The 20076-nt window shown below is 71.5% G+C and carries 18 protein-coding genes and 1 pseudogene; 9 read left to right on the forward strand and 10 right to left on the reverse strand.

Annotated elements, in window-relative coordinates:
* Positions 1-79: 79 nt before the first annotated feature.
* The 4 genes from OG381_RS15735 to OG381_RS15750 all read right to left on the reverse strand — a co-directional run bounded on the left by OG381_RS15735 (position 80) and on the right by OG381_RS15750 (position 5291).
* Complete coding sequence (locus OG381_RS15735; protein WP_327716726.1) at positions 80-1306, reverse strand: MFS transporter; 1227 nt, start codon at positions 1304-1306, stop codon at positions 80-82.
* Positions 1307-1392: 86 nt separating this feature from the next.
* On the reverse strand, positions 1393-2442 hold the full coding sequence (locus tag OG381_RS15740; protein WP_327716727.1) for an endonuclease/exonuclease/phosphatase family protein: 1050 nt from the start codon (positions 2440-2442) through the stop codon (positions 1393-1395).
* 187 nt (positions 2443-2629) lie between these two features.
* The gene (locus OG381_RS15745; RefSeq protein ID WP_327716728.1) at positions 2630-3301 is read right to left on the reverse strand and encodes a TetR/AcrR family transcriptional regulator; all 672 of its coding nucleotides are present in this window, start codon (positions 3299-3301) and stop codon (positions 2630-2632) included.
* A gap of 394 nt (positions 3302-3695) precedes the next feature.
* Positions 3696-5291, reverse strand: a complete 1596-nt coding sequence (locus OG381_RS15750; RefSeq protein WP_327716729.1) for an MFS transporter — start codon at positions 5289-5291, stop codon at positions 3696-3698.
* Positions 5292-5509: 218 nt separating this feature from the next.
* Here OG381_RS15750 and panB point away from each other — a divergent pair, with 218 nt between their 5' ends.
* The 3 genes from panB to OG381_RS15765 all read left to right on the forward strand — a co-directional run bounded on the left by panB (position 5510) and on the right by OG381_RS15765 (position 8563).
* Positions 5510-6376 carry a 3-methyl-2-oxobutanoate hydroxymethyltransferase gene (gene panB, locus OG381_RS15755; protein ID WP_327716730.1) on the forward strand — a complete coding sequence of 289 codons (867 nt, stop codon included), beginning with the start codon at positions 5510-5512 and terminating at the stop codon, positions 6374-6376.
* A gap of 334 nt (positions 6377-6710) precedes the next feature.
* Complete coding sequence (locus tag OG381_RS15760) at positions 6711-7736, forward strand: ATP-binding cassette domain-containing protein (protein WP_307031724.1); 1026 nt, start codon at positions 6711-6713, stop codon at positions 7734-7736.
* Positions 7733-8563, forward strand: coding sequence for an ABC transporter permease (locus OG381_RS15765; RefSeq protein ID WP_327716731.1), 831 nt, complete (start codon positions 7733-7735; stop codon positions 8561-8563). Before OG381_RS15760 ends, OG381_RS15765 begins: the two co-directional genes overlap by 4 nt.
* 16 nt (positions 8564-8579) lie before the next feature.
* Here OG381_RS15765 and OG381_RS15770 read toward each other — a convergent pair whose 3' ends face one another.
* Entirely contained in the window at positions 8580-11924 is a 3345-nt protein-coding gene (locus tag OG381_RS15770; protein WP_327716732.1) for an AfsR/SARP family transcriptional regulator, read from the reverse strand.
* Between the two features lie 205 nt (positions 11925-12129).
* Between OG381_RS15770 and OG381_RS15775 the strand changes: the two genes are divergently transcribed.
* Positions 12130-12927: a site-2 protease family protein gene (locus OG381_RS15775; RefSeq protein ID WP_327716733.1), complete on the forward strand. Its 798-nt coding sequence runs from the start codon at positions 12130-12132 to the stop codon at positions 12925-12927.
* Here the strand turns inward: OG381_RS15775 and OG381_RS15780 are convergent.
* Both OG381_RS15780 and npdG read right to left on the reverse strand, forming a co-directional pair.
* Complete coding sequence (locus OG381_RS15780) at positions 12917-13096, reverse strand: hypothetical protein (protein WP_327716734.1); 180 nt, start codon at positions 13094-13096, stop codon at positions 12917-12919. The two genes, OG381_RS15775 and OG381_RS15780, sit on opposite strands and share 11 nt — an antisense overlap.
* A 60-nt stretch (positions 13097-13156) precedes the next feature.
* Entirely contained in the window at positions 13157-13861 is a 705-nt protein-coding gene (npdG, locus tag OG381_RS15785) for an NADPH-dependent F420 reductase (RefSeq protein WP_327716735.1), read from the reverse strand.
* 346 nt (positions 13862-14207) lie between these two features.
* Here npdG and OG381_RS15790 point away from each other — a divergent pair, with 346 nt between their 5' ends.
* The 3 genes and pseudogenes from OG381_RS15790 to OG381_RS15795 all read left to right on the forward strand — a co-directional run bounded on the left by OG381_RS15790 (position 14208) and on the right by OG381_RS15795 (position 16582).
* Positions 14208-14810: a hypothetical protein gene (locus OG381_RS15790; RefSeq protein ID WP_327716736.1), complete on the forward strand. Its 603-nt coding sequence runs from the start codon at positions 14208-14210 to the stop codon at positions 14808-14810.
* 166 nt (positions 14811-14976) lie between these two features.
* Positions 14977-15138: pseudogene (locus OG381_RS49640) on the forward strand (ATPase); the annotation flags it as partial.
* Between the two features lie 133 nt (positions 15139-15271).
* The gene (locus tag OG381_RS15795) at positions 15272-16582 is read left to right on the forward strand and encodes an MFS transporter (protein WP_327716737.1); all 1311 of its coding nucleotides are present in this window, start codon (positions 15272-15274) and stop codon (positions 16580-16582) included.
* Here OG381_RS15795 and OG381_RS15800 read toward each other — a convergent pair whose 3' ends face one another.
* Entirely contained in the window at positions 16583-16813 is a 231-nt protein-coding gene (locus tag OG381_RS15800) for a hypothetical protein (RefSeq protein WP_327716738.1), read from the reverse strand. It abuts the gene before it with no gap.
* Positions 16814-16871: 58 nt separating this feature from the next.
* Here OG381_RS15800 and map point away from each other — a divergent pair, with 58 nt between their 5' ends.
* Positions 16872-17729 (forward strand): type I methionyl aminopeptidase, encoded by an 858-nt coding sequence (gene map, locus OG381_RS15805; RefSeq protein ID WP_327716739.1) that lies wholly within the window; start codon positions 16872-16874, stop codon positions 17727-17729.
* A gap of 114 nt (positions 17730-17843) precedes the next feature.
* Entirely contained in the window at positions 17844-18491 is a 648-nt protein-coding gene (locus tag OG381_RS15810; protein WP_327716740.1) for a biliverdin-producing heme oxygenase, read from the forward strand.
* On the opposite strand, the gene OG381_RS15815 is transcribed toward OG381_RS15810, so the two are convergent.
* A complete protein-coding gene (locus OG381_RS15815; protein ID WP_327716741.1) occupies positions 18488-19132 on the reverse strand; it encodes a PhzF family phenazine biosynthesis protein in 645 nt (214 codons plus the stop codon). The two genes, OG381_RS15810 and OG381_RS15815, sit on opposite strands and share 4 nt — an antisense overlap.
* Positions 19125-20009, reverse strand: coding sequence for a hypothetical protein (locus tag OG381_RS15820; protein WP_327716742.1), 885 nt, complete (start codon positions 20007-20009; stop codon positions 19125-19127). Before OG381_RS15820 ends, OG381_RS15815 begins: the two co-directional genes overlap by 8 nt.
* Positions 20010-20076: the final 67 nt, after the last annotated feature.

Genomic DNA, 20076 nt, shown 5'->3' on the forward strand with positions numbered 1-20076 from the left:
CAACCGGACCGGCATGCGCGACGCACGCCCCCACCGAAGCCGCCACAGGCCGCCGCAGGCATACGACCCGCGCCCGCACTCAGACCCGCACAGCCTCCCCCCGCTCAGGCAGGTGAGACGCAACCACCCGCTCCCGCCCACTCCCCGACACAACCACCCGCCGCCGATCCACGACAGAGGCGACCCCAGCCACGCCCAGCCCCAACACAGCGAGCACCGCACCCGCGACCGCCGGAGACGTCACCCCGAACCCCGCGGCCAACGCGAGCCCCCCGATCCACGCACCCCCGGCGTTCGCGAGGTTGAAGGCGGCCTGATTGGCGGACGAGGCCAAGGACGGCGCCGCCGAGGCCTTCTCCATGACCATCAGCTGCAGCGGCGACCCCGTGACAAAGGCGGCCACACCGAGCAGCACCACGGCCACCCCGGCACTCCACTGCGCACCCATCAGAACCGGGAACAGAGCGAGCACCACAACCAGCGAGACCAGCCCCCCGAACAACGTCCCCCGCAGAGCGTGATCGGCCAGCCGCCCGCCCACGAGGTTCCCCACCGTCGCCCCGACCCCGAACAGCGCGAGCAGCAGCGTCACACTCCCGTCGGCGAACCCGGCGGAGTCGGTGAGCATCGGCGTGACGTAGCTGTACGCGGCGAACAGCGCCCCGAAGCCCGCGACGGTCGTACCGAGCGCCAGCCAGACGGGCAGCGACTTCAGCGCCGCGAGCTCACCACGCAGCCCGGCACCGGAGCCCGCGACCACCCGGTCGTGCGGGATCAGCGAGGCGAGGGCCGCGATCGCGGCCAGCCCGATCGCGCTGACACCGAGGAACGTAGCCCGCCACCCGAGGTGCTGCCCCATGAGCGTGGCGACGGGCACGCCGGCGACGTTGGCGACGGTGAGCCCGAGGAACATCAGGGACACGGACCGCGCCTTGCGCTCGGGCGCGACCATGCTCGTGGCGACGACGGCACCGACACCGAAGAAGGCACCGTGCGGCAGACCGCTCAGGAACCGGGCGGCGAGCAGCCAGTGGTAGTCGGCGGCGAAGGCGGAGGCCGCGTTGCCGACGATGAACAGCGCCATCAGCCCGATCAGGACCGTACGACGGGGCATCCGGGCGGTCACGGCGGCCAGCAGCGGGGCGCCGATGACGACACCCAGGGCGTACGCCGAGACGAGGTGCCCGGCGGTGGGGATGGCGATGTGGAGATCGTCCGCGACCTCGGGCAGCAGCCCCATCATCACGAACTCGGTGGTGCCGATGCCGAAGGCGCCGACGGCCAGGGCTAGCAGGGCCAGGGGCATGACGTGCCTGTGCCTTTCGAAGGTAGTTCCGCGGTGCTTATGTTCACCAGCGGAACAAAGCCTCTCGGGCTCAGTATTCCATGCGGTCAGGAAGAGGTGTCGACCTTCACACGCGCGGCCAGCGGAAGGTGGTCGCTCCCCGTCTCCGGCAGCGTCCACGAGCTCTCCGGCTCGACCCCCTTCACCAGGATCTGGTCGATCCGCGCCATCGGGAACGACGCCGGCCAGCTGAACCCGAACCCGCTGCCGGCCGCGCCCTGCGTGGAGCGCATCTGGGAGGTGACGGCATTCAGGGCGCGGTCGTTCATCGTGCCGTTGAGGTCGCCGAGCAGCACGATCCGCTGCAACGGCTCGTCGGCGATGGCCTCACCGAGCGCGTCGGCGCTCTTGTCGCGCTGCCGGGCCGTGAACCCGGCCTCCATCTTCACGCGGACCGACGGCAGATGGGCGACGTAGACCGCGAGCTGCCCCTCGGGCGTGGCCACCGTGGCGCGCATGGCGCGCGTCCAGCCCAGCTTGATGTCGACGGGCCCGACACCGGTCAGCGGGTACTTGCTCCACAGCCCGACGGTGCCCTGCACCGAGTGGTACTTGTACGTCGCCGCCAGCGCCTTCTCGTACGTCGGCACCGCTCCCGCGGTCAGCTCCTCCAGCGCCACCACGTCCGCCCCGGACGCGGCCACGTCACGGGCGGTGCCGGACGGGTCGGGGTTGTCGGCGTTGACGTTGTGCGTGGCCACCGTGAGGTCGCCGCCGGAGCCGGTCTTGTCGGTGAGCAGACCGCCGAAGAGGTTCAGCCAGACGATCGCCGGGAGCAGCACGGCGACCAGGGCGGTCACCGACTTGCGTACGACGCCGAGGACCAGCAGGACCGGCACGAAGAGGCCCAGCCAGGGCAGGAAGGTCTCGATCAGGCTGCCGAGGTTGCCGATGCGGTTGGGGATGCGCGAGTGCACCAGCATCACCAGCGCGAGGACCAGCGCCAGCGCGGCGACGACCAGGCCGCGGCGCCAGATTCTCGGGTCGCCCCGCCATCCGGTGAGCAGCCGGTCGAGCAGGCGCCGGAACCTGGAGCTCTGGCGCTCGGGTCCCGAGCCACCGTTGTCCGTCTCCTCCATGTACGCCTGCTGCGCCATACCGCGTCGCCTCACTGACCGCCGTGCATCCGTCCGTCCCCCCGTGTCTCAAGACCCTAGGGGATGATCGGTTCCGTTCTCGCCGTCCGATGACGGCCGTACCCGTACGAGCACGAACAAGTCGGTGCCGTCAGTTCCGCACACGAAGGCAGAAAGCGCCCTCTGTGACGAAACGCGCACAGTAGGGCTACGACGCAGTCGAACTGACGGTCGGTGAGCTGACGGGCCGTAGGTCCTCCGGGTCGAAGGGGCTCAGTCCTTCGAGGATCGTGTCGACGATCTGTTCGGACAGACCGTCCGGGAGGTCGGCGTCGGGGCGCATGACGGAACGCAGCAACATGGGGCCGACGAAGATGTCGTTGAGCAGTTCGATGTCGACGTCCGCGCGCAGTTCGCCGTTCACCTGCCCCCGCAGCAGGACCTCCATCCCGAGCCTGCGCCGGGGCGCGATGACGAGGTTGTGGTACGCCTCCCAGAGCTTCGGGCTGCTCTTCATCTGGGCGTGCACGTTGTGCAGGATCACCGAGGAACGGCTGACCAGTCCGCGCTGCCGCAGCGACTCCAGGAGGACGACGAGGTCGTCGCGCATGGAGGTGCCGGGGAGTTCGGGATCCGGGGGTTCGGCGCTGCGGACGACATCGACGAAGAGCTCCTCCTTGCCGCTCCACCGGCGGTAGATGGTCGCCTTCCCGACGCCGGCGGTACGGGCGATGCGCTCGATGGACAGCTCCGCGAGCGGCACGCCCTCCTCCAGCAGCTTCATCACACCCTCGACGATGGCATGCTCCACGGCCTCGCTGCGGGGCCGGCCCCGCACGGGGCCCGCTTGCCGGGGCTGACCTTCGGCGAGGCTGCTCACGTCGCTGGATCCCTTCTGTGTCCTGGGACGATTGTCCCCCGCCGGAGGCCGCACCGGGGAGCCGGCAAGACCCGCACCTGCCGGGCCCCCGGGACCGCGACCGGGAACGACGACCCGGAGGCGAGCCCCCGGAGGCCGCATCCGGAACTCGCCGGGACCGCTCGGGAGCCCCCGGGGCGGCGTCTGTGAGCGGTACCGGGGCATCGCCGGAGGCCGCACCTGGCGGACCGCTGAGGCAGTGGCCGGATGCCGGTGGGAGGGCGCCGCCCCGACGGAACCCTTCCCGGACCGCCGGGCCGCGTCAGCCCCCTCCGCGAGCCGGCGCGGGCTGCGCCGGAGCCGCTCCCGCAGTGGCGACCCGGGATCCCGCAGGGGTGTGGTCGCATGTCGCCCCCTACTCCGCCGCCACCAACTTCCGCCCCTCCTCGTCCTTCTGGGCGGTCGGCGGCCTGCCCGGCAGGAACACGGCGACCACGATCGCGCCGACCACCGCGACGCCCGCTCCCCACAGGGCGGTGACGTGCATGGCGTGGAGGAAGGCGTCGTGGGCGGGGACGATGAGCGCGTCACCCCGGGGGCCGAGCTTGTCGGCGACGCCGAGGGTGGCCTCGATGGACTCGCCCGCGGTGTGGCGCAGCCCGGCCGGCAGGAGGCCGAGCTTGTCCTCGATGCCGTTGCGGTACGCCGTGGACAGCACCGAGCCGAGGACGGCGATACCGAGGGCGCCGCCGAGCTGGCGGAAGGTGTTGCTGAGGGCGGAGGCGGAGCCGGCCTTCTCGCGGGGCAGGGCCTGCATGATGACGACGCTCACCGGGGTCATGATGTGCGCCATGCCGGCACCCATCAGGAAGAACACGACCTCCAGGATCCAGATCGGCGTGTCCGCCTCGAACCCGGCGAACGCGGCGAGCGTCGCGGCGATGACGAGCAGCCCGGCCGTGGTGGTGGCCTTGTTGCCGAACCGGTCGACGACGAGCCGGGCCCGCGGCGCGAAGATCATCTGGGCGGCGGCCAGTGGCAGCATCAGCAGACCGGTCTGCAGCGGCGAGTACCCGCGCACGCTCTGGGTGTAGAACACCGAGAAGAAGGTCACGCCCATCAGCGCGAAGAAGACCAGCGCGATGGCGGCGATCGCGGCGGAGAAGACCTTGTTCTTGAAGTACGTCACGTCGATGGACGGATGGTCGCTGCGCTTCTCGAAGACGACGAAGGCGACGAGTACGGCGAGACCCGCGCCGATCGTCGACAGCACCGTCGCGTCCGTGAAGTCCGCGAGCTGGCCGCCCTTGATGATGCCGTAGACCAGCAGGACCAGGCCCACGACGGACAGCACGACACCGATGGGGTCGATACGGCCGGGGTTCGGGTCCCGGGAGTCGGGCACGAGCCAGATCATCAGCGCGAGGGCGACGAGCACGATCGGCACGTTGATGAGGAAGACGGACCCCCACCAGAAGTGGTCCAGCAGCACACCGCCGGTGATCGGTCCGATGGCGATGGCGAGCCCGACACCACCGGCCCAGATACCGATGGCCTTGGGCTGCTCCTCGCGCTCGAAGACGTTCATGAGCACCGCGAGCGTGGCCGGCATCACGAAGGCGGCGCCGAGGCCCATCACCGCGCGGAACGCGATCAGCTCGGTCGGCGACCCGGCGGTGGCGGCGAGGGCGGACCCGAGGCCGAAGACGGTGAGCCCGCCGAGGAGCACCCTCTTGCGTCCGAGCCGGTCCCCCAGCAGACCGGCGCTGAAGAGGAGCCCCGCGAAGACGAGGGTGTAGGAGTTGATCGCCCACTCCAGCTCGCTCTGGGTGGCGCCCAGGCCGGTGGGGGCGGGGGTCGAGATCGTCTTGATCGCGACGTTCAGGATCGAGTTGTCGAGCACCACGATCAACAGGCTCAGCATCAGCACGCCGAGGATCGCCCAGCGGCGCCGGTGCACGGCTTCCGGGATGCGGGAGCCGGGGAGGGCAGGGTCGGCAGGAGAAGTCATACGACCGACCCTAGACCTATTTCGATACGGCACCGTCTCGTATCGGAATTCTTTACGGAGACCTTAAGAACAGCCCTAGGCCCCCGGACGTACGTCGCTGGAGGCGTGACCCAAGTCCCGCGCCCCCCCTCTGGCCGAGCGTGACACGAAGTGCCACCATGGAGGTGATCCGGGGACGCCGTGAGGGCGCCTCGAGATGACGTGTGAGGAGCAGTTCCATGACGCAGCTCTCGGCTGCCCAGACAAAGCCCTCCGACGGCAGCAAGGCGCTGTACGGGGGGAAGGGCACACGCCGTATCACTGTTCGCGACATCGCTCTCGCCAAGGAGCGGGGCGAGAAGTGGCCCATGCTCACCGCGTACGACGCGATGACCGCGTCCGTCTTCGACGAGGCCGGCATCCCGGTCATGCTCGTCGGCGACTCCGCGGGCAACTGCCACCTCGGGTACGAGTCGACCGTGCCCGTCACCCTCGACCAGATGACGATGCTCTCGGCGGCCGTGGTCCGCGGCACCTCCCGTGCCCTGATCGTCGCCGACCTCCCCTTCGGCTCGTACCAGGAGGGCCCCGTACAGGCGCTCCGGTCCGCCACCCGGCTGATCAAGGACGCCGGAGTCGGCGCGGTCAAGCTGGAGGGCGGCGAGCGGTCCTACGAGCAGATCCGGCTGCTGGTCGAGGCCGGCATCCCGGTGATGGCGCACATCGGTCTGACCCCGCAGTCCGTCAACGCCATGGGCTACCGCGTCCAGGGCCGTGGCGAGGAGGCGGCCGCGCAGTTGCTGCGCGACGCGAAGGCCGTGCAGGACGCGGGCGCGTTCGCGGTCGTCCTCGAACTGGTCCCCGCCGAGCTGGCCGCCGAGGTGACCCGGTCGCTGCACATCCCGACCGTCGGTATCGGTGCCGGGGCGGAGACGGACGCGCAGGTCCTGGTGTGGACGGACATGCTGGGTCTGACCCCCGGGCGGGTCCCGAAGTTCGTGAAGCAGTACGCCGACCTGCGCGAGGTCATGGGCAACGCGGCGAAGGCGTTCGCGGAGGACGTGGTGGGAGGCACCTTCCCGCTGGAGGAGCACAGCGTCCACTAGAGCCACTGTGGCACCAGGGCAGCCCCGCCGATCTTCCCCCGTCGGCGGGGCTGCCGCCGTTTTCCTCGCCCCCGCCGCCCCTACCCATTCCCATCCCCAGGGGGCTCCGCCCCCTGGACCCCCGCTCCTCAAACGCCGGAGGGGCTGAGAAACCCAGCCCGTCCGGCGTTTGAGGACGAGGCCCTTTCGGGGCCGAAGCAGGGGTCTGGGGGGCGCAGCCCCCAGGGACGGGACGGGTAGGGGCGGCGGGGGCGAGGACCGCTTGTCGGGTGGCTGTCGGTGGTGTCGGTGACTTGTCGGTGGTCTGTCGGTCGGGGCTGGCACCGTCTTCCCCATGACGCGAATCGACAAGAACCCCAACGGCGCCGACATCGCCGTAACCGTGCGGGGGCTGGTGAAGCACTACGGCGACACCAAGGCGCTGGACGGTGTGGACCTGGATGTGCGGGAGGGGACCGTGATGGGGGTGCTCGGGCCCAACGGGGCCGGGAAGACCACCCTCGTCCGCATCCTGTCCACCCTGCTCGCCCCGAACGCCGGACAGGCCACCGTCGCCGGTTACGACGTCGTACGGCAGCCCCGCCAGCTGCGCAGGGTCATCGGCCTCACCGGCCAGTACGCCTCGGTCGACGAGAAGCTCCCCGGCTGGGAGAACCTGTACATGATCGGGCGGCTGCTCGACCTGCCCCGCAAGGAGGCCCGCCGCAGGGCGGACGAGCTGCTGGAGCGCTTCTCGCTCACCGAGGCCGCCAAGCGCCCGGCGAGCACGTACTCCGGCGGCATGCGGCGACGGCTCGACCTCGCCGCGTCCATGATCGGACAGCCCGCGGTCCTCTTCCTCGACGAGCCGACCACCGGCCTCGACCCCCGTACCCGCAACGAGGTGTGGGACGAGGTCAAGCGGATGGTCGGGGACGGGGTCACCGTCCTGCTCACCACGCAGTACATGGAGGAGGCCGAGCAGCTCGCCGACGAGCTCACCGTCGTCGACCGCGGCAAGGTCATCGCGGGCGGTGGCATCGAGGAGCTGAAGGCCAAGGTCGGCGGGCGGACCCTGCGGGTACGGCCCGTGGACCCGCTGCAACTGCGGCCGCTCGCCTCCTACCTCGACGGCCTCGGCATCACCGGCCTCGCCACCACCACCGTGGACCCCGACGCAGGCTCCCTCCTGGTGCCGATCCTCAGCGACGAGCAGCTGACCGCGGTGGTCGGCGCGGTCACCGCGCGCGGCGTCACCATCTCCTCCATCACCACCGAACTCCCCAGCCTGGACGAGGTGTTCCTGTCCCTCACCGGCCACCGCGCGAGCGCCCCGCAGGACGCCGTGCCCGCCGACGACCGCGAGGAGGTCGCCGTATGAGCGCCGCCACCGTCACCACACCCGTCACCGTCTCCGCCTCCGAGGACGTCCGCATTCCGCTGCGCGGGCATCTGCGGCACACCAGTGCCCTCATCCGCCGCAACCTGCTCTGGATCCGCCAGGACCCGGAGTCGATGGCCGACGCGGTGCTGATGCCGGTCATCTTCACGCTGCTGTTCGTGTTCGTCTTCGGCGGCTCGATCGGGCAGGCGCTGGGCGGCGGGCAGGACCAGTACGTGCAGTACGTCATCCCGGGCATGATCGCGATGATGAGCATGACGCTCTCGCAGGGCGTCGGCACCGGCTTCAGCCAGGACTTCAACTCCGGTGTCATGGACCGCTTCCGGTCCCTGCCGATCGGACGCGGCTCGGTGCTCTTCGCGAAAATCTCCGTCGAACTGATCCGGATGCTGTTCGCGACCGCCGTCCTGATGATCGTCGCCGTCCTGGTCGGGTTCGACATCACCAGCTGGACCGGGCTGCTGGCGACCGTGGCCCTGTCCACCGCGTTCGCCTCGTCGATCATGTGGGTGTTCCTCACCCTGGGCGTGATCATGAAGAGCGCGCAGTCCGTGCAGGCCATGGGCTTCCTGGTGCTGTTCCCGCTGCAGTTCGGCTCGTCGATCTTCGCGCCGACCGGCTCCATGCCGGGCTGGCTCCAGGCCTTCACCGACTACAACCCGCTGTCCACGCTCGCGGACGCGGCGCGCGGGCTGATGGTGGGCGGCCCGGTCGCCCACGACCTGTGGGTGACGCTCGCCTGGTCGGTGGCGATCACGGCGGTCATGGCGCCGGTCGCGATCCACAAGTTCAAGACCAAGAGCTGACGTCCCCGTCGGCGCGTCAGACCAGGGCGGTGGCCTCCATGGGGGAGAGGCCACCGCCCTCCGCGTGCGCCGCCTCGAACGCCTCGTCGCCGAGCGCGGCGCGCGCGTGGCGCTCGGCCCGGTCGTAGGTCTCGCGCTCTATGGAGGTCGCGACATGGCCGGTCGGCAGCATCGCGCGCGCGGTCCCGAGGACCCGGGCCGCGTCAGCGGGCCTGTTGGCGCCGTCGGGGGCGGCCAGGGCGATCGCCGCGATCGACAGGTACAGCGGTCGCATGTACGGGGCGATGGCCTCGGACAGCGGGTCGTCGGCCTTGGCCAGGGCCTGCCGGGCCTTGTCCAGACAGGCCTCGTAGCAGCCGTCGGCCGCCTCCATCCAGGCCTCCGAGCCGAGGATGAACGCGTCGAAGACGACGAAGTGCGCGATGTTGAACTCCCCGCGCAGCAACCGCAGTTGCTCGCGCGCCTCCGAGGTCCGGCCGGTGAAGGAGAGATGCGCGGCGAGGAACATCCGAGCGGCGGGCAGGGCCCCGTTGACCCCGCCCTCCTGCTGAGCGATCACCTCGCGCAGGATCCGCTCGGCCCGCTCGCTCTGGCCCGCCTCCATGAGCGCGCTGCCGAGCCGGGCGCGGAGCACCGCGTTCTGGGCGCGGGCGCCGAGCCGGTCGGCCTGCTCCATGGCCGCCTCGTAGTCGGCGGCCGCGTCCAGCCAGGCGCCCGCGCGCTCCCGGGCCTCACCGCGCGCGGACAGTGCCTCCGCGGTGCCCCACGCGTCCCCGAGGGCCTGGAAGATCTCCAGCGCCTCGTCGGCGTCGCGCGCCGCGTCGCCCGCCCAGTCGGCCCGGTTGGCGAGGATGTTGGCGCGGATCTGCAGGGTGCCGGCGAGCTCCCACTCGGTCCCGGGCGTCGCACGGCAGGTGCGGACGGCGGCGTCGAGGATCCCGGCGAGCCGCTCCGCGCCGCCGCTCAGCATCACGGCGTAGAACCAGAGCATGCCCGGGGGACGGCAGACCTGCGGCAGGCCGGGTTCGTAGACCTCGGTGATGATCCGCAGCTTCTCCTTGGCCTGCGGGGTCTCCCAGGCGTCCAACTCCGTGTCCATGCAGGCCAGATGGGCGAGGTGGATACCGCGCCGGGCCTCGGCGAGGAGCTCGCCGGTCAGCGGGGGCGGGGCGTCGGTGCAGCGCTGGTGGACGGGGGCCGCGCGGCGCACCGGCTCGGTGAACGGGTCGGGGCCCAGCGCCATGATCTCGCTGTACCAGTTGCGGGCCTCGATACGGACGTCACGCAGCTGCCAGTACCAGGCCAGCGACAGCCCCAGGCAGAGCGCCTCCTGCTCGTCGCGCTCGGCGATGGCGTGCCGCAGGGCGGTGCGCAGGTTCTCGTACTCGCGCTCCAGCCGTTCGATGGCGAGGAGTTGGCTCGGTCCGCGAAGCAACGGGTCGGTGGTGCGGGCGAGTTCGCGGTAGTACGTCAGATGCGCGCGCTCCGCCTCCGCGCGCCGGCCGGTCTCGTCGAGCCGCTCGCCCGCGTACTCGGCGACGGTCTCCAGGAGCCGGTAGCGCATCTCCCCGCCCTCGCCCGAAGGCGCGGCGACGACCAGGGACTTGTCGACGAGCGAGCCCAGCGCCTCCAGTGCGACGGGACCGCAGACGGCCTCGGCGGCGGTCAGGTCGCAGCCGCCGGCGAAGACCGACAGCCGCCGCAGGACGTCCCGTTCGTCCTCGACGAGCAGTTCCCAGGACCAGTCGACGACGGCCCGCAGGGTCTGCTGTCGGGGCAGGACGGTACGGCTGCCGGAGGTGAGCAGCCGGAAGCGGTCGTCGAGCCGGTCGGCGATCTGGCGTGGCGTCAGCATGCGGAGCCGGGCGGCCGCGAGCTCGATGGCGAGGGGCAGTCCGTCCAGCCGCCGGCAGATCTCGGCGCAGGCCGCGGCGGTCTCCTCGTCGGCCTCGACCCGGAACCCGGGCCGGGCCGCGGCCCCGCGGTCGGCGAGCAGCCGCAGCGCGACGGGCTCGGGCAGCGGCTCCACGGGCCGCAGCAACTCCCCCGGTACGCCCAGCGGTTCACGACTGGTGGCCAGCACCGTCAGTTGCGGGCAGCGCGCCAGCAGCTCCTCCACGAGCCGGGCGGCGGCGTCGACGACGTGCTCGCAGTTGTCGAGGATCAGCAGCATCCGGCGCTTGCCGCAGTGCTCCGCGAGCCGCTCGACGGGGTCGGCGTGCCGCTCGTTCCCGGCCCGCATCGCCTCCGCGCCCGCGCCGTACAGCACGGTCTCACGGGCACCGACGGCGGTCAGCACGGCCTCCGGCACCCCCTCCGGATCGTCGACCGGGGCGAGCTCGGCCAGCCACACCCCGTCCCGCGCGGCGTACCGCACGGTCTCGGCCGCCTCCTGCGACAACCGCGTCTTCCCCGCACCCCCGGGCCCGAGCAGGGTCACGAGCCGCGCCGCCGCGAGGTCACCGCGGATCGCCTCGATGTCGGTCTCACGACCGACGAAGGAGGTGAGACGGGCACGGAGGTTGCCGAGGGTGGCAGGCTCGACGGAGGGGGCCCACGAGCCCGGGTCGCTGTCGACGGCTGCCGCGGAAGCGGCCGGACCCACCGCTACCGGACGCTGCCCGCCCGGCACCCCGGGTCGCAGCAACTCCCCGTGCAGCGCCCGGAGTTCCGGCCCGGGGTCCGCCCCCAACTGCTCGGCCAGCACACGTCGTACGTCCTCGTAGGCCGCCAGCGCCTCGGCCGTACGGCCCGCGTCACGGAGGGCGCGCAGGCGCAGGGACTGCAGGGGCTCGTCCAGCGGGTGACTGTCACACAGCGCGGTCAGCTCGGGGAGGGACTGCTCGGCCTGGCCGAGGGCGAGGGCGGCGGTGTGGCGGGCGCGCAGGGCGTCCAGGCGCCGGGCCTCCCAGCGGGCCGCCTCGCCGGTGCGGTCCGGCAGGTCGGCGAGGACGGGACCGCGCCACAGGGCCAGGGCGTCGTCGAGGACGCCGGCCGCCTTCGCGGGGTCGCCGTCGGCGAGCGCGCGCGTGCCCTCGCCGGTCAGCCGGTCGAAGCGGTGCAGGTCGATGTCGTCGGGCGCGGCCACGAGCCGGTACCCGCCGTCCGCGGAGGCGACCGCGTCCGCGCCGAGGGCCCGCCGCAGCCGGCCCACCAACGCCTGCACCGCGCCCAGCGCGTCGGCGGGCGGGTCGCCGTCCCACACCTCGTCGACCAGCAGGCTCACGGCGACCGTACGGCCGGGCCGCAGCGCCAGCACGGTCAGCAGCGCACGCAGCCGCGCGCCGCCGACGGGGAGCGGGGTGCCGTCGGGACGGAGTACCTGGGTGGTGCCGAGGATGCGATAGCGCACGGGGTCCATTGTCTCTGGTGGGTTCGGGGACAGTCACGGGGATCGGGCGGGGCGGGCGCCGTGTCGGTTCCGGCGGCCGACGGATCAGGTGGGCGGAGCCAAAGCCCCATGGCCCCACCTTCTCCGGAACCGATGAGGTACCGCGAGACGTTTTCGTCGTACGCCCGGTACGGTCGGGCAGTCCCAGAGCGTGTACGAGAGTCGGGGGAACCCCATGACCACCACAGCCGCCCGCAACAGCGACCGGCGGATCAGCCCAGTCTTCGTGGGCATCCTGGCCGTCACCGCGGTGACCGGCTGGGCCACCTGGACCGGGTTCGCCGAGCAGCCCGGCGTGGCCGTGTTCCTGTTCGTGACGGCCGCCTGGATCGTGTCCCTGTGTCTGCACGAGTACGCACACGCGCGTACCGCCCTGCACAGCGGTGACATCACCGTGGGTTCGAAGGGTTACCTCACGCTCAATCCCTTGAAGTACACCCATGCGCTGCTCAGCATCGTCCTTCCCGTCCTCTTCGTGATCATGGGCGGGATCGGTCTGCCGGGCGGGGCAGTCTTCATCGAGCGGGGCCGGATCCGGGGGCGCTGGAAGCACAGTCTGATCTCGGCCGCCGGGCCGCTCACCAATGTGCTGTTCGCCATCGTGTGCACGGCCCCGTTCTGGCTGGACGCGCTCGACGGGGTGCCGGCGGACTTCCGGTTCGCGCTGGCCTTCCTCGCCCTGCTCCAGGTGACGGCCGCGATCCTGAACTTCCTGCCGATTCCGGGCCTGGACGGTTATGGCGTCATCGAGCCCTGGCTGTCGTACAAGATCAAGCGCCAGGTGGAGCCGTTCGCGCCGTTCGGCCTGCTGTTCGTCTTCGCGCTGCTGTGGGTGCCGGCGGTCAACAGCGCGTTCTTCGACGTGATCGACTCGATCCTGGCCTCGCTCGGCATCAGCGACTTCGAGACGTACTGCGGTCAGGACCTCTACCGCTTCTGGCAGACGAGCGACTTCTGCTCGGTCAGCGGCTGACGGACTTCTCCGCCTTGGCGCGCTTCACGTAGTACCAGCACATGTTGCTGGACAGCCCCACGATCAGCACCCACACGATCCCCAGGAGGCTGCCCCGGGAGAAGGACACAACCGCCGCCGCCACGGCGAGGAGGCAGACGATCAGGGCGTAGAGGGCGAGGCGGGGCATGGGAGCGGCTCTCCTGTCGGGGGACACTGGTGACGTCGTCGTCCAGTGTCCCCCATCGGCTCATACGTCCGTGACGCGCAGACCCGCGTGCGCCTTGTACCGGCGGTTCACGGAGATCAGGTTGGCGACCAGCGACTCGACCTGGTGGGCGTTGCGCAGGCGCCCCGCGAAGATGCCGCGCATGCCGGGGATACGGCCGGCCAGGGCCTGGACGATCTCGACGTCGGCCCGTGCCTCGCCGAGGACCATCACGTCGGTGTCGATCTCGTCGATCTCCGGGTCCTCCAGGAGGACCGCGGAGAGGTGGTGGAAGGCGGCGGTGACCCGGGAGTCCGGCAGCAGGGCGGCGGCCTGCTGGGCGGCGCTGCCCTCCTCGGGCTTCAGCGCGTAGGCGCCCTGCTTGTCGAAGCCGAGCGGGTTGACGCAGTCGACGACCAGCTTCCCGGCCAGTTCCTCGCGCAGCGACTCCAGCGTCTTGCCGTGGCCGTCCCAGGGCACGGCGACGATCACGATGTCGCTGCGGCGGGCGGTCTCGGCGTTGTCGGCGCCTTCGACGCCGTGTCCGAGTTCGTCGGCGGCGGCCTGGGCGCGGTCGGCGGCGCGCGAGCCGATGATCACCTTCTGGCCGGCCTTGGCGAGCCGGTAGGCGAGGCCCTTGCCCTGGGGGCCGGTCCCGCCGAGCACGCCGACGACGAGCCCGGAGACGTCGGGAAGGTCCCAGGGGTCCTTCGCGGGGGCCTTCTGTGCACTGTCGGTAGAGGTCATGGGCCGACTTTACGTGCGCCCCGCGAGCGCCGTCCGGTCAGGTGAGCCGCGTCACGGACACCCGCCGCAAGCGATCCGCCCGCGGGCACCGAAGTCGCCGGTGCCGGTGCGAGCCAGGTCGGAGCAGGCCGCGGGGGGCGTCGGTCGTGTGGCGGGCGTGCCATGTCGCGCCGCTGTCGTCGGAGCCTGGAGGGCTTTTCCACCGACGTTCGAGTGGACGTCGGGGCGACTGACCGGCGGAGTCACGAACCCCGCGCCGCGACATCCCCCTTCCGCGTGCCCGGTTCGGGCGAATTGGTGCTGAACTCCGGGTCACGGGTGGCCGCTTGCGGCAGGATGCGGCCGCATGGATGCCGTACGTGTCGCGTTGCTGCGCGAAGTGCTCGCCGGGACCGAGTGGTTGGGGGCGACCCGGAGGTTCGCCGGGGTGCTGCGCGGCTCGGCGGTCTCGCACGGGGGTGGCCTGCTGCTGGTCGGCACGCCGGAGTACGAGCCGTGGCATCTGGCGGCCCATCTGGTGGACGAGGCGGCCTGGTCGGGCACGCCGGAGCTGGCCCCCACACTCGTACGCCATGAGGCGCAGCCCTCGGACCCGGCCCATCTGGCCGTCGGCCTGGGTCGGTTGGCGGCGGCGCGGCGCGGGGAGACGCTGCTGGTGGTGTCCCCGGCGGCCCCGGACGCCCCGCTCCTGGAGCGTGTGCACGACGCCCGCCGGGCCGGTGCGACGGTACTGGCGCTCGGCCCCGACGACGGCGACCTCGGGGCGATGGCCCACGAATCCCTCGCCGTCCCGAACAGCCCCGACCTCGACCTCGACACCGTCCAGCACCTGGTGAGCGCGGCGGCGGGCGAGAACGCCCTCCCGACCCCGCGAACACGCCACCGCTTCAGGGACCGCCTCGCCCGCCTGACAGACCATCTGACGGCACCGCCACCGGCGCGCTGGTAGGACGGCACGGGCTGGCGCGGGCTGGTCCACAGGATGGGGAAAGGTGATCACCGACGCACAGCGCCAGGCCGTCACCGACGGGCACGACTGCCCCGCACGCCGCGGGACCCCGTCCCCCGACGCAAAACACAAGGCCGTGGCCGCCCCGGCACAGACAACGCCCCGGGCCACCGGCCCTCACCCGCCACCAGGGCCACGACAGACCTCACCGACACCACACCCGAGGCCACGGGCCCATGCAGCACTCGCACGCCTCGGCGCCGATGGTGTCGTCCAGTACGCCTCCCCGAACGCGCTCTCCGCCCACCACCGTCTCGGCCCTGTAGCGCTCTAGGGGCGCGGGGAACTGCGCGACCAGCCACATCGGACCCGTACCCGGCAGCGAACCTCCCGCACCCTCCACTCCCCCGCCCCGAAATTCGCTTGCCCCCGTCCGTCGCCGCGGCCGAGCATGGCCCGTCGTGACCGATGACGACTCCGCTCCGCCTGCCTCCCGTCTCCGCTCCGTGCTGCCCGATCTCACGCCGTGGCGGGCCTCGGCCGACTTTCGGCGGCTGTGGGTGTCGGGGCTGGTGTCGAACTTCGGGAGCTTTCTGACGTTCGTCGCGCTGCCGGTGCAGATCAAGGGGTTGACGGAGTCCGCGGCGGCGGTGGGCGCGATCGGTGCGGTGGAGTTGATTCCGCTGATCGTCTTCGGGTTGTACGGCGGTGCAATGGCCGACGCCCTGGACAAGCGCGGGCTGATCATCTGGACCGAGGCCGGGCAGGGTGTGCTCAGCGCGGTGCTGCTGGTCAACGCGTTGATGCCGAACCCGGCGGTGTGGCCGCTGTATCTCGTCGCCGCCCTGTCCTCCGCGCTCGTCTCGGTGCAGCGCCCCGCGCTGGACTCGCTGTGGCCGCGGATCGTGGCCCATGAGCATCTGCCGGCCGCGGCCTCCCTGAACACCTTCCGCTGGACGGTCGGCGGGGTCGCGGGCCCGGCGGTGGCGGGTGTGGTGGTGGCGTACGCGGGACTCGGCTGGGCGTATGCGGCGGATCTGGCCACCTTCGTGGTCTCGGTCGCGCTGATCATCCCGATCGCCTCCTCCCCGGCCGCGCACGAGGCGGCGAAACCGTCGCTGAAGGCGATCGCCGAGGGCGCCCGGTACGCCTGGAGCCGCAAGGAGCTGCTCGGCACCTACGCGGTCGACCTCGCGGCGATGTTCCTGGCGATGCCGCTGGCGCTGCTGCCGTTCCTCGCGGACGAGTTGGACGCCGAGTGGGCGCTGGGTCTGATGTACGCGACGGTTCCGCTCGGGGCGCTGCTGGTGAGTGTGACGAGTGGCTGGACGGCGCGGATCCACCGGCACGGCCGGATGGTGGTGCTGTCGGCCGCGTTGTGGGGCGTGGCGATCGCGGCGGCCGGGATCGTCGGCAACCTGTGGCTGGTGCTGCTGTTCCTGACCGTGGCCGGGGGCTGCGACATGGTGAGCGGGATCTTCCGCGGGGTCATGTGGAACCAGACGATCCCGGACGAGCTGCGGGGCCGGCTCGCGGGGATCGAGCTGCTGTCGTACTCCGTGGGTCCGACCCTGGGCCAGGTCAGGTCGGGCGGTTTCGCCGCGTGGTGGGGGGTGCGGACGTCGGTGTGGTCGGGCGGTCTGCTGTGCGCCGGCGCGGTGGGCCTGCTGGCGCTGTGTCTGCCGAAGCTGATGACGTACGACGCGCGGACGGACGAGCACGCGGCGCGGGTGCGGAAGCAGCGGGCCGCCGCCGCACCCACGGGCGCCTGATCAGTCGTCGTCGCCGCCACGGGCCGAGGCGTCGTGCCACTTGGGGTCGTTCTCCCACTCGAGGTTGCGCTCGCGGGCGGTCTCCATCGCGTGCTCGGCCTCCTGCCGGGAGGCGTACGGCCCGAAACGGTCCTTGCCGGGGCAGTCCGGCCCCTCCTCGACCTTCTTGTGCTCCAGGCAGTAGTACCACTCGCCCGGCTTGCCGACCGTGCGCTTCTTGAACAGGGCCATGACCAGCTCCTCTCGCCACCGACATGTTCCCCCACAGCGGCTCGTTAGACTCGCTGGCATGTCTGGCCAGTCGCTGCTTGTACCAGGGGAGCTGTCCCCCACCCGTTCCGTGCCCGGAAACATCCGTCGTCCTGAGTACGTCGGCAAGCCGGGGCCGACGCCGTACACCGGGCCGGAGGTGCAGACTCCGGAGACCGTCGAGGCGATGCGGGTCGCCGGCCGGATCGCCGCGCGGGCGATGGCGGAGGCGGCGAAGCTGATCGCCCCCGGTGTGACCACCGACGAGCTGGACAAGGTGGCGCACGAGTACATGTGCGACTACGGCGCCTATCCGTCGACGCTCGGCTACCGCGGCTTCCCCAAGTCGCTGTGCACCAGTGTCAACGAGGTGATCTGCCACGGGATCCCGGACTCGACGGTGCTGCGGGACGGCGACATCGTCAACCTCGACGTGACGGCGTACATCGGCGGGGTGCACGGCGACAACAACGCGACGTACCTGGTCGGGGACGTCGACGAGGAGAGCCGGCTGCTGGTCGAGCGGACGCGTGAGTCGCTGGAGCGCGCGATCAAGGCGGTCCGGCCGGGACGCCAGATCAACATCATCGGCAGGGTCATCGAGTCGTACGCCAAGCGCTTCGGGTACGGGGTGGTGCGGGACTTCACGGGGCACGGGATCAACTCGTCGTTCCACTCCGGGCTGATCATTCCGCACTACGACAGTCCGCACGCGACGACGGTCATCCAGCCCGGCATGACCTTCACGATCGAGCCGATGCTGACGCTCGGGACGCACGAGTACGACATGTGGGACGACGGCTGGACGGTCGTCACGAAGGACCGCAAGCGCACGGCGCAGTTCGAGCACACACTGGTGGTGACGGACAGCGGCGCCGAGATCCTGACGCTGCCGTAGCGAGCCCGAGGGCCCGCCCCCTGATGGGGGCGGGTCTTTTCTTGTACGCTTTTACCGACAGGGCGTCGGCAAACCTATTGACTTAGGTAAGCCTTACCTTAGAGGATGCACTGCATGGACTCCTTCTCGACAGTCATCCGCACCGCGTCCCATGAGCAGCACGTGGAGGCGGAGACCTCGTCGTTCATGAGTGACCTGCTCGGCGGCAGGCTGGGCGTGGACGCGTACGCGCGCTACACCGAGCAGCTGTGGTTCGTGTACGAGGCGCTGGAGAGCGGGGCCGAGCGGCTGGCCGCGGATCCGGTGACCGGGCCCTTCATCCAGCCCGAGCTGTACCGGCTGGGCGCGCTGGAGCGGGACCTGGAGCATCTGCGGGGCGCCGGCTGGCGTACGGGGCTGACCGCGCTGCCGGCCACGCGGGCCTATGCGGACCGGGTCCGGGAGTGCGCCACCGAGTGGCCGGCCGGTTACATCGCCCACCACTACACGCGCTACCTCGGCGACCTCTCCGGCGGCCAGATCATCCGCGACAAGGCGGAGCGGACCTGGGGCTTCGAGCGCAAGGGCGACGGAGTGCGCTTCTACGTCTTCGAGGGGATCGCCAACCCCGCCGCGTTCAAGCGGGGTTACCGAGAGCTGCTGGACGGGGTGCGGGTCGACGACCTGGAGAAGCAGCGGATCGTGACGGAGTGCAAGAGGGCGTTCGCGCTCAACACGGCGGTCTTCCGCGCCCTCGGCGAGGAGTTCCCCCTGAGCGCCTAGCGCTCCAGGTACACCCGGCCGCCGATCTCCACCCAGCCGCCGGGCTGGGGAGCGGTGAGGATCTGCGAGCCCGCGCCCTGGGTGATGTTCAGGGCGCGGCCCAGCCGTTCGGTGAGCAGGAGGGCGGCGGCGCCGGTCGCCTCGTCCTCGTCGATCCCGTCGTCACGGCCCGGGAACGCCCGCGCGCGCACCCGCCCCGCGGGCTCGTCCTCCCAGGCCCAGGCGTAGATCCACTCCCCCTTCGGCGGCACGTCCAGGTCGTCGACCTCGGCGGCCGTCCCGTATTGCCTGAGCGTCCGCGGCGGCGCCCACTCCGCCCGCGCCTCGATCCAGCTGAACTCGCCGTCGAGCCGGGCGCCCACGACACCGGCCGGGGTGACCAGCTCCGGCACGTCGAGCAGCCATGCCGTGCCGACGCAGGGGTGGCCGGCGAAGGGCAGCCGCAGCGTCGGCGTGTAGATGTCGATGACCCCGCGCTCCGGGTCGTCCACGAACACGGTCTCACTGAACCCGAGCTTCCCGGCGAACAGTTGCCGCTCCTCGCGGTCCGGCATCACGGATCCCTCGCGCACCACGCCGAGTTCATTGCCGTATCCGCCGTTCGGCGCACAGAAGACGCGCAGTACGTCGTAGTCAGTCACGGGGGAATTGAAGCATCGCGCGGTCGGCGAGCTCGTCCCAGGCCCGCGCTCCGCCGGGAAGGGGCCAGATGTCGGTGGGGGGCATGCCGTAAGGAAGCGAGGCGATCAGCTCGGCGTACCCCCGCTCCATGGCGGCCCGTTGGCGTGCGTGGCCCGCATCGTCGGGGCTCGCCGTCAGCTGCCGTATCCGTTCCTCGTGGTCGCGGGTCGCCTTCGCGGCGGCCTGGCGCCATTTGTCGTCGTCGGGCACCCGGTTGAGCAGCACGCACTCCGGCGTCCGGCCCTCCGCCAGCGCGGCCACCGCCCGGTCGTGGCCGTCCAGGATCACACAGCCGTCCAGGAAGGCCACCGACCACAGCAGGACGGGCGCGAGCGTTCCCTCGCGGGCGTGCTTGCGGTACGCCTTCACCCGCCCGGCGTCCGGTGGCGAGAGGCGGCGGAGCGGGAGAACGCCGTTCCAGCCGCCACCGCAGTACAGCTCCAACCGGCCGCCCGGCCACACCTTCACGAACTCCTCGGTCCAGACGTACGGCGGGAACTCGGTCTGCAGGGCCAGCTCCCAGCGTCCGTCCAGCAACGGGGTGCCGTCCGCGTCCTCCAGCCAACGCGCGTACCGGTGGGGCCAGTTGACGTTCGACCGCATGTCCGCCGAGCGCAGTGGCGGCAGCGGGGAGCGGTAACCGTCGAGGCGGTGCAGGTGCAGCTCGCGGCAGCAGCCCTCGCCCGTGCGGCCCAGCAGTACGGGCCGTTCTCCCTGCCGGAGCAGGAGCCGCCCGTCGCCCGTCGTCTCGAAGCGCAACGCCGGTGGGCCGGGGCGGGCCGACACGTTCAGCACCAGGCGCCCCGGACCCAGCAGTTCCCTGTTTCCCCTGTTCACGGGGACAGTTCTACGCCTCGGTACGACGCCTGCGCACCCGTGATACCCGAAAAGCAAGGCAAGGCTA

Origin of the sequence: Streptomyces sp. NBC_00490, assembly GCF_036013645.1 — a bacterium.
In the GTDB taxonomy this organism is placed as follows: Bacteria; Actinomycetota; Actinomycetes; order Streptomycetales; family Streptomycetaceae; genus Streptomyces; species Streptomyces canus_F.